This window comes from Clostridium sp. KNHs205, assembly GCF_000702945.1.
Taxonomy (GTDB): domain Bacteria; phylum Bacillota; class Clostridia; order Lachnospirales; family Lachnospiraceae; genus Anaerocolumna.
In genome coordinates, this window is sequence record NZ_JNLE01000003.1 from 3626835 (window position 1) to 3642059 (window position 15225).

Below are 15225 nucleotides of genomic sequence, written 5' to 3' on the forward strand. Positions count from 1 at the left end.
TTATATGATTAAAAAAAGTAGGAAGCTCCTGGGTGTGGTTATATTAACACTTGCAGCGCTTTTCATAACAACTGTTCTGCCCGGAACAAATGGTATCCTGCCGGGAGGTATCGGCTCTTTTTCCGTATCTGCCAGTACCTTTCAAGCTTGGGACAGTGCCAAGGTTTATGTAGCCGGTGACATGGTTTCTTATAACGGAGCTGATTATAAGGCGAAATGGTGGACACAGGGAGAAACACCCGGAGTGGCATCTGTTTGGGAACTGGTGTCTGCCAACGGCGGTAATTATGAAACCTGGAATGCAGGTAAAGCATATACCGGCGGAAGTTATGTAACCTATAATGGAGCTGTGTATAAAGCAAAATGGTGGACACAGGGAGAAACACCCGGAGTAGCAGCTGTTTGGGAACTGGTATCCGGAAATCCTGAAACACCTGGAATTGCTGACGGAACCTATCGTATATCAAGTAAGATCAGCGGTAAGCTACTGGATATCGCTGATAAATCAACGGCAGATGGAGCAAAGCTTCAAATCTGGACAGATTCATCCGTTACAAATCAGCAATTTAAAGTAGAAAAACAGGCAGACGGCTATTATAAGATAACAGCGGTACATAGCGGTAAAGTTCTGGATATTCCCAATAGCTCTGTAACCAGCGGTGTACAGCTCCAGCAATGGAATGACAACGGAACAGATGCTCAGAGATGGCAGATTAAAAGCACCGGAGACGGTTATTACAAGGTAACTTCCAAAGTGAGCGGACTTGTTATGGATGTTAAAGGTTCAGCAACAGCAGATGGAACCGCTGTTCAGCAGTATACGGATAACGGAACTGATGCTCAGAAGTGGTCCTTTCTTACCGGAACAACGGACCCAGGCGGCCCTGGAGAGCCTGTTACAGGATTTAAGGTAGTTGGCTATTATCCAAGCTGGCAGCCCGATAAGATTAACACAATACAGTATAATAACCTTACACATATAAATTACGCTTTTGCCATTCCAACCAGCGATGGAGCTTTGCTGCCACTGGAGAATTCTTCAGCTGCCGTACAGATCATCAGCCAGGCACACCAGAAGGGTGTTAAAGTCCTCCTTGCCATTGGTGGCTGGTCCTACAACGGAACTCCATTGGAAGCTACCTTTATGTCAGCTACCAGTACACCTGAAAAAATTAAGAAGTTCGGTGATGCCATCGTTGCTATGGCAAAGCAATATGGTTTTGATGGTGTGGATATGGACTGGGAGCATCCAAGAGCAGATGGCACAAGTAAAAACCAGTATGAGGCTTTGATGGTTTATTTAAGAAGTGAGCTTAATAAGAATAACATGCTGTTAACTGCTGCCGTGTTAAGCGGTGTAACACCGGAAGGTGTAATTTATTGGGATTCTGCCGGACAAACTGATAAGGTAATCAGCGTAGTAGACTGGTTTAACGTTATGGCTTATGACGGCGGAGACGGAGACAGGCATTCCACTTATGAGTTTGCTGTTAAGTCAGCTGAATATTGGAAGAATACCAGACATATGCCTGCTGAGAAGGTAGTTCTTGGCGTTCCTTTCTACGGCAGACCCTCTTGGGCTTCTTACGCCGAAATACTTGCAGTTAATCCTCAGGCTTACAATACAGATACTTCTATGATAAATGGTATGGAAGCATACTATAACGGTATACCTACCATAAAGAAGAAGACTCAATGGGCATGCGATAATGTAGGCGGTATTATGATCTGGGAATTAAGCCAGGATACAACGGATAAAACTAAGAGTCTCTTAAATGCAATCGGCGACACAGTAAGAGCAAATTTTAGTGAATAAAGTATTAGTCCTATAAACAATTAATCTGGAAAAGCCTCTGGCTTTTTGTAATAATCATGTAAAAAGCCTGCTTCTTTTTTGATAAGGGCAATAACTTACAGATTAATACGAAAGCAGAGGCTTTTCTATTTCATATTAGTTATCTTATTAATAAGATATTCCTATAATTTTAATGTATTCGATGTCTCAAGCTGAGTCAGCAGCAGGTACAATTAGAATCCAATAAATTTGTAATTAATTACAAAGTATTTGTAAAAATGTTAAAACTTTGAATTTATCATGCATAAAATAGTTGTAATACAGCTAAATTAATACCGTAGAATTTCTTCTAAAAATATATACATATAAAAAGAAGGAGGGTAGAGAGTATGTATGATGAAGATGAAATAGATGATTTATCAGATGAAGATTTTGTTGATATAGAGGAGGATTATTCTTATCTAAATGAATGGAGAGACGACGAAGATTTTGATGACTTCGATGAGGACGACGATTCAGATTTTGAAGATGAGGAAGATGATATGTGAAGTTAAACTTAATTAAGGGATTGTATGTTTGAGGCGAAAAACCATATTCCTGTTGATTGTGTTCGTTGGAGATACTGCCTTTATAAGAGTATCTCCACTAACACTTATTCATAGTATGCCTGATAATCTTTGGCTATCCAGCTATCTTACTTTTCTTTGTTATTATGATCAGCTTCTTTCTGATATTGTTCATTTCATTTTCTTTTCAAAATGAAAAAAGTACTCGCCTCCTGCTACCTCCTTGCTTGGTTTATGAGGCATAGGATGAAATGGATTATAGAATTCCACAATATGAAATCCGCATTTATTTACATAAAAATGAATATTCCTCTTTTCAAAATAAGGAGTATGTGTTTCCCATACTTCGGTTTCAGGATGCAGCTGTTCAATGGCTTTCCAATGACATATTACTACTGCCGATTATTTTCTTGTTGATAAGATTAAAATTACGTGCTAATCTGGTTATGATAACTACATAACACAACTTTAGTACTAATACCGGTTATATCTGGCAATAATGAATGTTGTAACTATGTATTCTCTATTATCGGGAAGGAGTTTTATATGGAGAAGATTGCATTAATTACAGATTCTGCCTGTGATATAGACGAGGAGACCATTAAGAAATACCAGATACATGTCCTTCCTTTTAAGATACTATATAAGGAACGAGAATTTACCGACGGTATCGATATTACACCAGTAGAAGTCTATGTCAATATGAAGACAGAAATTCCGAAATCCTCCCAGCCATCCATGGAGGACATTGAGAACCTATATAAAAAACTGGAAAAGGAAAATTATACCCATGTTATATCCATCAATATTTCCAGCGGTATATCAGGAACAGTAAATGCAGTAGATTTAATAAGTAAAGAATTCAAAAACATCAAGACCTTTATGTACGACACCAAATCCACTTCTGTAATACAGGGTATTATTCTTAAAAAATGTGGCGAATTAATCAGAGCGGGTAAGGAATTTGATGAAATCGTAAAGCAGATTCCCGACATGAAAAAGAAACTGCGCTTGTATTTTGTATTCGGAACCTTGGAATATGCCATAAAAGGCGGGAGAATCGGCAAAATTCCCGGTACAATAGGAGATATCCTGAATATAAAACCTATTGTAAGCTTTGATGATGAATTCGGGCAATGTTATACCTGTGAAAAAATAAGGGGAAGAGTGAAATCCATTAACCGGTTAATAGAATTAGGAGAGAAAATCAGTGATAAGAACAGCTGCGATGCCTATGTCATTCACGGTAATGTAGAGGAAGAAGCCCTTAAGGTATGTGAAAAATTACGTAGGAATCCTCGTATCAGGAATGTATACCTTATAGGTCAGATAAGTGCTATCGTGGGAGTATATTGCGGCCCCGGTACAGTTGGCGTTTGTTATTCCGAAATCTAAGATTAGAATAGATTATTAAAACAGGCACTGGATCCAACAGGATTTTCAGCTGCCTTTTTTATATCTGACTGACAATACCCAAAATATGAATATGTTGATTTGACTAATTCTATAAATAAAGGTACAATAAAAAACATTCAAATAATATTCAGGCAGAAAGAAGCGAATCAGATGCAGCAATTGATTAATCTGCAGTTTACCATGTTCACAATGGTAGCTGCTGGTGTTATCTTAAAGAAAAAGGGTATCATTGGAGCTCAGGGGCAGGAAAATATTACAGACTTGGTATTGTATTTAATACTTCCCTGTAATATCATTAAATCTTTTATGGTAGAATTCTCGGCAAGCATCCTTGTAACTTTTGCAGGTGTACTTATCATATCGGTACTTATACAGCTTGTCTGCACAATGCTTGGTCATTTACTGTACAATAAAATAGAACCCCCAAAGAAGAAATGTCTCCAATACGGTACAATCTGTTCAAATGCTGGTTTTCTGGGAAATCCGGTAGCAGAAGGAGTATTTGGTACTATGGGGCTGACACTGGCCTCCATCTATCTGATACCCCAGCGGATTGTTATGTGGTCAGCCGGAATATCCGTATTTACCGAATCACCGGATAAGAAAACATTAGTCAAAAAGGTAATTACCCATCCGTGTATCATCGCCTGTATTCTTGGTATTATGCTAATGATTTCGCAAATCAGCTTGCCCGTATATCTGGAATCCTCCCTCTTAACCTTAAGCAGCTGTAATACGGCACTCTCAATGATGATCATAGGAATGATTCTGGCAGATATTAATATAAAACAAATGTTTGATAAACGAGTATTCCTCTTTACAGTAATCCGGCTTATTGCAATACCGGTTCTTGTGTATATACCCTGTTATTTATTACATATAGATTCACTTGTAACAGGCGTTTGTGTGCTTTTGGCTGCAATGCCTGCCGGAGCAACAACCAGTATTCTTGCCTCTAAATACAATGGAGATGCAGCTTTTGCTACTAATCTGGTTATTTTCTCAACCTTAGCTTCCTTAATTACTACACCTATTTGGAGCTTTATATTATTATAAGTAATAAAAAAGAGTATTTATTCATTTTCTTCATGCTTCTGAAGAACTAAACCCCATTCTTTTATATCTAACAGAGATGGTATAAGCAATTCCCCTTGCTTCGTTAAGTAATATACAACGTGAGGAGGATTTTCAGAATACTGGACACGTTTTACAATATTATCCTCCTCCAGCTCTCTTAATGCTCTTGTCAACATAATATTAGTTATTCCAACTACTTTTCTTTTTAATTCATTATAACGTATACCTTGTTTGGAATTAGCCAGATGCCATAACAGCGGTAGCTTCCATTTACCTCCAATAATATTCAATGCGTATATAATTGGACAATTACCTTCATAAATTATGCTCATATTATCTCCTCATAACAGGGCACAAAAATGTGCGTACTTACGATTTAGTTATTTTAGTTTATAATCATTATAAGCAAGCTTGTGAAATCTGTAAATTGTTAATTACATGTATTAAAGGAGGCTATACTGTTGAAAACTATGGTAATTGTAGGCGCAGGAAGATTACTTGGTATGTCTTTGGCCCGGCAATTTGGTGGGAATGGCTATCAAGTTATACTAATTGCCCGTAATGAAAGTAAATTGATTGAGATGACTGTGGAGCTACAGAAACATAACATAAAAGCAGCTTATTATAGTGCTGACATCTACGAAAAAAATCAAATCAGTGAAGTCATTAATGAAATCTATTCTATATATGGTAATATTGATATATTAGAATTTAGCCCGAGAATAGATCATTATGCCCCATCTCCGGTGCTTAGTTTAACTGCTGAACAAGTTAAAGATACATTTACAGGTAATGTTCTTGGAGCAATTCATTGTATTAATGAAGTGTTGCCTGTTATGTTAGAGAAAAAAAGCGGGGCCTTGTTATTTACTTCCGGTCTCTCAGCTGTTTATCCCAACCCTCAAATGGCAGATGCAAGTATTGCTAAAGCCGGTCTTAGAAGTTATATCTTAAGTCTTGAGAAGGAATTAGTATTAAAAGGAATATTTGTAGGACATATTATTTTAGGATTATTTCTAAAATCAGATACTGGCGGTATAGATGACCCTGATATTCTTGCAAAATATTGGTATGATAAATACACCATGAGCATATATGGGGAAGTAATATATCCGCAGAGTGCTACTTCCGAATCAGTTATACGTACCTTAGATTTAAATGATAGAGTACAGTTGTAAGTTTATAGATTTTAAATTATACTTAGAATAAGTAATAATTAATTAGCTTACATCATAATAAGTAAAAAATATTTAAAAGCTATTATTACAGATACAATTCTAAATAAGTATAAAATAAAATCTTTACAAAGTTCATCCAAAAGACTTGCTGCTATTAGCGGCAGAACGAGAGGAAATAATGAAACTAATTATAATTCGACATGGAGATCCCGATTATTCGATAGATTCTCTTACAAAAAAAGGCTGGATAGAAGCAGAGCTTCTATCAAACAGGATACTGCCAATGGATATTAATGCTTTCTACGTATCACCGTTAGGACGGGCAAAAGATACTGCTTCCATAACCTTAAATAAGCTAAAGCGAGAGGCAGAAGTCCTTCCCTGGCTAAGAGAATTTCATGCTCCAATACTGGATGTTAACACAGGAGAAGAAAGAGTTCCCTGGGACTGGCTTCCGGCTGACTGGACAGCAGTTAATGAATTCTATGACAAACAGCTATGGCATACAGCAGAGATTATGAAGAAGGGACATGTCTATGAAGAAGCAATGCGGGTATATTCAGGACTTGACGAAATTCTTAAGAAACATGGTTATGAGCGTGAAGGCAAAATATACCGGGCAGTAAGAGCGAATACTGATTCAATAGTTCTGTTCTGCCATTTTGGAGTTGAATGTGTAATGTTAGGCCATCTGCTGGGAATCTCACCCATGGTTTTATGGCATGGCTTCTGTGCTGCACCTACCTCAGTAACTACACTCATCACTGAAGAACGGAGAAAAGGAATAGCTTATTTTAGAATGGGCTCCTTTGGAGATATTTCTCATCTGTATGCAGGCGGAGAAGAGCCTGCTTTTGCTGCAAGATTCTGTGAAACCTATGATAATATGGATGAACGACATGACTAGGTAACATGGAAATGAGGAAATATAAATACCAAATGCCAGCCAATTTCATTTGTTTATTTACAAGTAATTCTTTTATGTGTCTGTTACATGTAGAAGTAAGCTTTAGACTTGTAACAGGTCTTATAACTTAAATGGGCTTTACACTGAAAAGAGTCCCTTATCTCTAACTGAGTAAGTAAAATAATAATCGAAAGGAAGCCACATTAATATTTACACTTCATGTGGCAGTCTCACAGACTGGTATGTGAGAATTAAAGGTCAAATAATGAAATTAGGAATTGCAGGTTCAGGAATGATAGTGCAGGAATTCCTGTCCATAGCACCATTTCTGCACAATACAGAAGTGTCCGCCATATGCGGCAGAAAAACCAGCGAAAAGAAGGTTATGGAGCTGGCTGGAGCGAACAACATAGACAATGTGTATTTTGATTACGAGGAGTTTCTTAATAGCTCAATTGATACGGTATATGTTGCAGTCACCAATAGTCTGCACTATATATATACCTTAAGAGCTTTGGAAGCGGGTAAAAATGTTATTTTGGAAAAGCCCATAACCACAAATTACAAAGAAGCTCTTGAGCTTGGCAGAATAGCGCGAGAGAAGAAGCTTTTTCTTCTTGAGGCCATCACGACCTTATATCTGCCAAACTTTATGAAAATACGAGAAATGTTACCTTCTATAGGTAATGTTAAAATTGTTCAATGTAATTATTCCCAGTACTCAAAAAGGTATGACAGCTTTAAAGAAGGGGTCATACTGCCGGCATTTGACCCGGCGCAGTCAGGCGGAGCGCTGATGGATATCAATATCTACAATCTTCACTATGTAACTGCTCTGTTTGGAAGACCTAAAGATATTGCTTATTATCCTAATATTGAAAGGGGGATCGATACCTCCGGAATATTGATTTTAGATTATGATACCTTTAAATGCACCTGCATCGGTGCTAAAGATTGTAAAGCTCCCATTGCCTATAATATTCAGGGAGATAAGGGATGTATACATCAAAGCTCTCCCGCCAATGTATGTGAAGGCTTCGAAGTTCTGCTAAACAATGGGGAAAATACATCAATAAATGAGAATAAGCATACACATCGCATGGTAAATGAATTTCTTACATTTGAAAAGATGATAGCAGAAAATAAATTACAAGAGAGTTATCAAATACTTGAACACAGCTTGATGGTCAGCGAGTTGTTAACAGAAGCAAGAGAAAAAACAGGAATTATATTTCCTTCTGATTTTAATGAAGAACTATTAACGATATATTAAGCAATATAAGCAGCTAAAAAGACAGGCTGGTGATACGTTAAAATCTGTTTCAATTACCGATTATCTTAAGATTATCCCAGAAGATGGAAAGACAACAATAGATTTACACTCATGCAAGTTATAAATAGTAAATACGAAAAAGAAAAAAATAAAAGGTAGAAGACAGACTTGATAACTTAAACATGTTTAGTGCCGTAAAAAAGGGTATGTACAGAAGCATCGTATGTATCCTTTTTTATTTTATTAAGGTTAATAACAGTCAGAGAAGACTTATTGGTTATTTTATGTTAAAATATATGGGAATAAAATCAATAGTTATAAAAGGGACTGTTATTAACATAATGGTTCCTATTAGATAAGACAGATAGGAGTCAGACATGAAATCATTAGTAATTGCAGAAAAGCCTTCTGTAGGAAGAGATATTGCAAGAGTTTTAAAATGTTCTAAGAATCTGAATGGTGCTTTAGAGGGTGATAAATATATTGTTACCTGGGGATTGGGACATCTTGTAACCTTGGCAGATCCCGAGGAATACGATGTTAAATACAAGGAATGGAGAATGGATCATCTGCCCATGCTGCCCCAGAAATTTGAACTGGTGGTAATGAAACAGACCGGCAAGCAATATCACACGGTAAAGACCCAGCTTCATAGAAAAGATGTAACTGATATTATTATAGCTACCGATGCAGGACGTGAAGGAGAGCTTGTTGCAAGATGGATTCTTGAAAAAGCTGGCAGCAAAAAGCCGGTTAAGAGATTATGGATATCCTCCGTTACGGATAAAGCAATCAGAGAAGGATTTGCTCATTTAAAAGACGGAAGAGAATATGAGAACCTCTATCATGCAGCTGTAGCTAGGGCTGAATCAGACTGGATCGTTGGTATGAATGCAACAAGAGCACTTACCTGCAAATACAATGCCAGCCTTTCCTGCGGCCGTGTTCAGACACCTACTCTTGCCATGATAGCAAAAAGAGAAGAGGATATCAGACAGTTTAAGCCTGTTCCCTATTATGGACTGACGGGTAAGGTAAACGGTATGACACTTACCTGGAGAGATTCAAAGACTCAAAATAGTACCACAGGTGATAAGAATAGAATAGAGGAACTTTTAAGGAAGCTGGAGGGAAAAGAAGGAGTGGTTACAGAGGTAAATACAACCCTTAAAAAGTCTTATTCCCCAGGATTATATGATTTGACAGAGCTGCAAAGAGACGCTAACCTGCGCTTTGATTTCTCTGCAAAAGAAACCTTAAATATCATGCAGCGTTTATATGAAAATCATAAGGTCTTAACATATCCCCGAACAGATTCCAGATATCTGACAACAGATATAGTAGGAACTTTAAAGGAAAGACTGGAGTCTGTCAGTACAGGACCTTATAAGAAATTAGCTGCTGTATTAACGAGGAAGCCAATATCGGCTAATTCTTCCTTTGTTGATAATCAGAAAGTAAACGATCACCATGCAATTATCCCCACGGAGCAGTATGTGAATCTGGAAAATATGAGTTCCGATGAACGAAAGATTTATGATTTGGTAGTTAGAAGATTTCTGGCGGTATTATATCCTCCTTACGAATATGAAGAAGCCTCAATTAAAGTAAAGATAGAGAATGAAGAATTTACAGCAAAGGGTAAAATTACAAAAAATCTGGGTTACAAAGAGGTTTATGATAACACATCCGAGGATGACAAAGAAAATGAAAGTTTACCGAAAGTGAATAAAAATGATACCTTAAAAGCTATTGTGTTTGTTAAGACAGAAGGAAAAACAAAACCCCCAGCACCTTTTAACGAAGCAACACTACTTTCCGCTATGGAGAATCCTGTTCATTTTCTTGAGCAAAAGGACAAAGAACTTGTTAAAACGCTGGGTGAAACCGGCGGACTTGGAACAGTAGCTACAAGAGCTGATATCATAGAGAAACTGTTTAACTCCTTTTTGATGGAGAAAAAGGGGAAAGACATCCTTATAACCTCTAAGGGAAAGCAGCTGCTGGAGCTGGTACCGGAGGATCTAAAGAAACCGGAGCTTACAGCCTCCCTTGAAATGAAGCTTGCAAAAATTGCAAAAGGAAGCTTAAAGAAACAGGATTTGATGAATGAGATGACAGCATATACAAAAGAAATTGTAGCTGAAATCAAAGACGGAGAAGGTAAATTCAGGCATGACAATCTGACGAATAAAAAGTGTCCGGTCTGCGGTAAGAATCTCCTTGCGGTTAACGGAAAGAATAGCAGGATGCTGGTATGCCAGGACCGTGAATGCGGACATAGAGAGACAATTGCAAGAACCAGTAATGCCAGATGTCCGGTATGTCATAAACGTATGGAACTGGTTGGACAGGGAGATGCTCAAACTTTTGTATGTGCCTGCGGTCACAAAGAGAAACTGGCTGCTTTTCAGGACCGTCGTAAAAAGGAAGGTGCCGGTGTCAGTAAAAAAGATGTGGTAAAATATATGAATCAGGCCAAGAAAGAGGAACAGTTACCTCTTAATACAGCATTTGCAGATGCTTTTGCAAAAATCAAGTTAGATAAATAATTGCATTATAGTGTTGCATTTTAACACTTAAGTATAATTTAGTTATATTAGTTTCTTACCGATACAGATAGACAAAGAAATGTTATAATCAGTTACTATAAGCAGAAGCTGAGACGAGATTTCATAATACAGAGGAATAGACATATATATCTGTTAAGTTATTACTCAGCTAAACAAAGTAAGGAGGTATTATGAACAAGAGTACTACCTGTTTTCATTTCACATACTAACGGGGGATGACGCCGAGTTCGGTGAGATTCCAGATACACCTACTGCCGGATGGTGGTTAAGACCGCCATACATTGACCGATACAAAAACATAAAGTCGGTAATAGTTCGGATAAAGGGATGAAAGAGGTCCTTTTGAAGCAGGAGGCAGAAGTATTCGTTGTTTCCAGAGAATGACGGAGAATAGGTCAATACTTTTATCAAGCCCGAAGAATAAATAGAGAACAAACAGAACCCCGCCTTTTTAATATTTGAAATCAAATATTAGGAGGGTTCGGTGTGAGCAGAAGAACAGAAAATATATCTTTTATATGTATGAATTGCGGCAGAAAGGTTCTGCCCTTATCAAACGGCAGTTACAGGAATCACTGCCCTCACTGTCTGCATTCCTTGCATGTTGATAATATGCCAGGTGACAGAAGCAGTGATTGCGGTGGGATCATGAAGCCTGTAAAGCTCATCCATAACAGCCAGAAAGGCTATCAAATACTGCATAAATGCAGCAAATGCGGATTTGAAAAAGCCAATATTATTGCCGAAGATACTGTTATGCCAGATGATTACCGGATAATTTTAGCACTCAGCAGTAAACACTAATAAATTAAATGTAGTTAAACGAAAAAAGGACGTATTGCAGACCGACTAAAGAGTGTAGGTTGAAATACGTCTTTTATAATTATTCATCTTACTTCCTGATATCTAACAGTTGTAAGGTTTATCGGGATAAGGTTTATCGGGATAGGGTTTATCAGGGTAAGGTTTGTCAGGGTGAGGTTTGTCGGGATAAGGCTTTTTCGAGTCATTTTCTTCTAATTCACTACCACAATTCTCGGATTTTACTTCGCCGTCCTGGTTAGCATTCTGACCGCATTTTTCTGCAATCTGGCCACCCTGGTTTGCATTCTGACCTTCTTTACCGGAAATCTGACCACCTTCAGAGGCTCTCTGATTCAGACCGGCTTCACTGCCTTCATTTGCATTATTATTCGTATTGTAAATAGTGATGTAAATAGAAAGTCCGTCTTTGTCATGTTTAAAAACCACGTTATCTTCCTTTTTATCATCTTTTTTATCATCCTTTGGGGGTTTCAAGCTGTCAAAATCACTCATTAATGTTCCTCCATTTTTTATTTGATGCATTAATATTCTATGATTTGAACTTCTATATTGTGACATAATACGACATGTAATTGTTATTTGATTGAAGAGAAAATACTGTAAATGTCTGGTTGAAACTATAATACTGATAATGTAAAATAAATAAAAACTCTTTATGCAATTGGGAGGAATACTTATGCATGCAGATAATAAAGATAAGTTTTTAAACAAGCATTTGAATAAATATTTGAATACTTTTATTGCAGGTATTTTACTGCTAATGTTAATGTCCATGCTTATGTTTAAAAGTCCTGTTGAAGACCCTGAAATAAATGTGAGCTTTCATGTAACAGATTTGTCCGAGGAAGAATATGATTCTGTAGGTACAACAGGACTTAACAATCCTCAAATTCAAGACTTCAAGAAGGTTAATTTTTCCTTTGAATTCAAACAAAGTGATAACATTGTCAGCAGAAACCTATCTATTCCTGACATACCGGCTATACTCCGGTCCAAGGATGAAACCAGGTACTGGTATGGCAGCAATACAAAACAGGACAACAAGAATATTGTCTTGTATCAGTATGATTTCGTTATGTATACGAAAGGATTAGATAAGAACGGTATTATCGAGTACTTTAAAACAGCTAAAATTCAGACCTCCTGGGTAACGAAAAAAGAAGAACATATAGAAAAAGAGATAGCACTAAAAGACATCATTCAGTATAATTGAAGTGTTTATCTGAATATAATTGAAGTGTTTATCTGAATATAATTGAAGTGTTTATTGGATATAAGAATACTTAAAATGGAAATTTATAGTTGACTTTTGTGGTTTTATATTGTATAAATTAAAATAGATTAAAAAAAGGAGGCTGATTTAAATATGCGTAAGCTTAATAATTCCGAGAACAGAATAATAAAGATGCAATCAGCCGACCTTGGTACTTGTCTTTAGCTAATTATTAATGGTTATGTATATTAATAATTAATTTATGATAGTAAATTATTTGACCACAGTCGATGACTGTGGTTTTTTGCGCTTAAAATTATCAAGATTACCTATGTCAGGCGACCCGCCCGTTCTCAGAAGGGAAGCTGCTGATTACCTGAATTAAACAGATAGGGTTGTTTTGGCAAACTGAAACAATCGCTAAGAAGAAAAGGTGATCATAATGAAAATATTAAATATAGGTATAATGGCACATGTAGATGCCGGTAAGACAACAGTAACAGAAGGTTTTCTATATCATAGCGGAATTAAAAATTTCATGGGTAATGTTGATAATGGAACAACAACTACAGATTCCATGGAACTGGAAAAACAGCGAGGAATGACAATCCGTTCAGCAACAGTGTCTTTTATGATAGAAGAGAATAAAATCAATCTGATTGACACTCCTGGACATATGGACTTTATTGCAGAAGTGGAGAGATCTCTGTCAGTACTTGATGGAGTGATTCTGGTTATTTCAGCAAAGGAAGGCGTACAACCGCAGACACGTGCCATCTTTCATAAAATACAGCAAATGAAAATACCGGCTATTTTATTTATAAATAAAATAGACCGAATAGGCGTTGATTTAACAGAGGTCTACGAACAGATAAAACAGCAGTTGTCAGAACATTTTCTTTTGATGCAGGAGGTCAGATACAGTTATGGAGCTGTTGAACAGACCTATGAAATCCTTCCTAGAAAATACAGTGATACAGAATTTTCAGAACAGATTATTGTACAGTCTGAAAAACTGCTGGAAAAATATATGGACGGAGAAGAAGTTACACAAGAAGAGTATGAGAAAGTTATAAGATCCCGTAATCGCTATGGTAAACTTTATCCTGTTTATCATGGTACTGCTCTTCAGAATATAGGTATCTCAGAGCTTATGGAGGCAGTGGGGAAATGGTTTATGCCAAGGGTTGATAATAAACAGCAATTATCTGCCTATGTATACAAAGTATTATTTGATGACCATAATCATAAACTCACCTTTATCCGTGTGTTTTCAGGGGAACTTATTCTAAGACAAAGGACCTGTGTTGAGAGAGACAGCCAGGATATAATTATCCGTAATCTTTTCGGATTGGAGAAGGGAAGGTTAGTTCCGAAAAATTCAATAACTGCTGGGGATGTGGCAGTAATTATGGATGCAAAGGAACTTAATAGCGGTGACTGGATTGGTGAACGGATTAAATTACCTATGCTATCCCAGACAGAACCATTGCTGAAAGTCGGTGTAAGACCAATTCCTGCAGCCAATAGAAGAGAACTTTTAGAGGCTCTGCAAAAACTAGCTATGGAGGATTCTTATCTGGATCTGAGTATTGATGAAGAAACAGAAGAAATCAAGTTAAAGCTCTTTGGAAATCTGCAAAGAGAGATTTTACAGTCTCTTTTAAAAGAACGATTTCAGCTGGAAACAGAATTTGATAGTGTTTCAACCGTTAAAAAAGATAAACCAATGGATAAAGTAACTTGTATCGTTCCAATCTACAGCCCCGGAAATCTATTGGCAGCCGGAGTAGGCTTGACATTGGAACCCCTGGCAGAAGGCAGCGGATATCAGTATGAGAATAGAGTGTCCTTTGGAGATCTGAGTAAATCTTTTCAAAACGCTGTAGCGGAAGGCGTTGAAAAGGGTATAAGAAAAGGAATTTACGGTGAAGTGGTAGATACCAAGGTTACTTTCATGTATTCTGATTATGACAGTGTTAACAGCACGCCTGCGGATTACAGAAAGCTTGCCGAAAGGATAATTTATCAGGCGTTAAAAGAAATCGGGACCTGTACCATGGAACCAGTTATGAAATATACACTGACAGCACCCCAGGGCTATGAGAAAAGAATTATAACAGAATTGGTACGTATGGATGCCCTAATGGAAGAGACAGAGTATACTCAGACGGAAATGATTATGAAAGGCAAAGTAACCTTAGAAGCCTGTAAAGATTTTTCTGTAGTATTATTTACTTTAACAGAAGGAAGAGGAATATTTGAAACTGCCTTCTGGCAGTACCGGCAGGTGAAGGAAGCAAAAAAAGGAATGAACAGCTTGGTTGAAAATTAATATATTTATGGAATGGAGAACAGAGAAAATGCCTGAGTCATTTTAACCGGGGGCATAAAGACAATGG

The 15225-nt window shown here is 37.2% G+C and carries 13 protein-coding genes and 1 pseudogene; 11 read left to right on the plus strand and 3 right to left on the minus strand.

The annotated features are described in order from the left end of the window. Positions 1 to 4 precede the first annotated feature (4 nt). Both BR73_RS29415 and BR73_RS28815 read left to right on the plus strand, forming a co-directional pair. On the plus strand, positions 5 to 1816 hold the full coding sequence (locus BR73_RS29415; RefSeq protein ID WP_081848673.1) for an RICIN domain-containing protein: 1812 nt from the start codon (positions 5 to 7) through the stop codon (positions 1814 to 1816). A gap of 368 nt (positions 1817 to 2184) precedes the next feature. Next, positions 2185 to 2343, plus strand: coding sequence for a hypothetical protein (locus BR73_RS28815; protein ID WP_156034727.1), 159 nt, complete (start codon positions 2185 to 2187; stop codon positions 2341 to 2343). 189 nt (positions 2344 to 2532) lie between these two features. Here BR73_RS28815 and BR73_RS29420 read toward each other — a convergent pair. Beyond that, a pseudogene (locus tag BR73_RS29420) lies at positions 2533 to 2742 on the minus strand (GNAT family N-acetyltransferase); the annotation flags it as partial. 165 nt (positions 2743 to 2907) lie between these two features. Here BR73_RS29420 and BR73_RS0114940 point away from each other — a divergent pair. Next, on the plus strand, positions 2908 to 3756 hold the full coding sequence (locus BR73_RS0114940; protein ID WP_033166186.1) for a DegV family protein: 849 nt from the start codon (positions 2908 to 2910) through the stop codon (positions 3754 to 3756). Between the two features lie 171 nt (positions 3757 to 3927). Beyond that, positions 3928 to 4833: an AEC family transporter gene (locus BR73_RS0114945; protein ID WP_033166187.1), complete on the plus strand. Its 906-nt coding sequence runs from the start codon at positions 3928 to 3930 to the stop codon at positions 4831 to 4833. Between the two features lie 17 nt (positions 4834 to 4850). On the opposite strand, the gene BR73_RS0114950 is transcribed toward BR73_RS0114945, so the two are convergent. Continuing rightward, the gene (locus BR73_RS0114950) at positions 4851 to 5186 is read right to left on the minus strand and encodes a helix-turn-helix domain-containing protein (protein WP_033166188.1); all 336 of its coding nucleotides are present in this window, start codon (positions 5184 to 5186) and stop codon (positions 4851 to 4853) included. A 138-nt stretch (positions 5187 to 5324) separates the two neighbouring features. On the opposite strand from BR73_RS0114950, the gene BR73_RS0114955 reads away from it, so the two are divergent. The 5 genes from BR73_RS0114955 (at position 5325) to BR73_RS0114975 (ending at position 11589) form a co-directional block, all read left to right on the plus strand. Further along, positions 5325 to 6032 carry an SDR family oxidoreductase gene (locus BR73_RS0114955; protein ID WP_242860729.1) on the plus strand — a complete coding sequence of 236 codons (708 nt, stop codon included), beginning with the start codon at positions 5325 to 5327 and terminating at the stop codon, positions 6030 to 6032. 178 nt (positions 6033 to 6210) lie between these two features. Next, complete coding sequence (locus BR73_RS0114960) at positions 6211 to 6939, plus strand: histidine phosphatase family protein (RefSeq protein WP_033166189.1); 729 nt, start codon at positions 6211 to 6213, stop codon at positions 6937 to 6939. 265 nt (positions 6940 to 7204) lie between these two features. Continuing rightward, positions 7205 to 8212, plus strand: coding sequence for a Gfo/Idh/MocA family oxidoreductase (locus BR73_RS0114965; RefSeq protein ID WP_033166190.1), 1008 nt, complete (start codon positions 7205 to 7207; stop codon positions 8210 to 8212). Between the two features lie 377 nt (positions 8213 to 8589). Next, positions 8590 to 10764 carry a DNA topoisomerase III gene (locus BR73_RS0114970; RefSeq protein ID WP_033166191.1) on the plus strand — a complete coding sequence of 725 codons (2175 nt, stop codon included), beginning with the start codon at positions 8590 to 8592 and terminating at the stop codon, positions 10762 to 10764. A gap of 507 nt (positions 10765 to 11271) precedes the next feature. Further along, entirely contained in the window at positions 11272 to 11589 is a 318-nt protein-coding gene (locus BR73_RS0114975; RefSeq protein WP_197032670.1) for an RNHCP domain-containing protein, read from the plus strand. A 102-nt stretch (positions 11590 to 11691) separates the two neighbouring features. Here BR73_RS0114975 and BR73_RS0114980 read toward each other — a convergent pair whose 3' ends face one another. Beyond that, a complete protein-coding gene (locus tag BR73_RS0114980; protein WP_033166192.1) occupies positions 11692 to 12102 on the minus strand; it encodes a hypothetical protein in 411 nt (136 codons plus the stop codon). A 184-nt stretch (positions 12103 to 12286) separates the two neighbouring features. Here BR73_RS0114980 and BR73_RS0114985 point away from each other — a divergent pair, with 184 nt between their 5' ends. Together BR73_RS0114985 and BR73_RS0114990 are read left to right on the plus strand one after the other, a co-directional pair. After that, positions 12287 to 12823 (plus strand): hypothetical protein, encoded by a 537-nt coding sequence (locus BR73_RS0114985; protein ID WP_033166193.1) that lies wholly within the window; start codon positions 12287 to 12289, stop codon positions 12821 to 12823. 442 nt (positions 12824 to 13265) lie between these two features. Then, positions 13266 to 15158, plus strand: a complete 1893-nt coding sequence (locus tag BR73_RS0114990) for a TetM/TetW/TetO/TetS family tetracycline resistance ribosomal protection protein (protein WP_051685219.1) — start codon at positions 13266 to 13268, stop codon at positions 15156 to 15158. Positions 15159 to 15225: the final 67 nt, after the last annotated feature.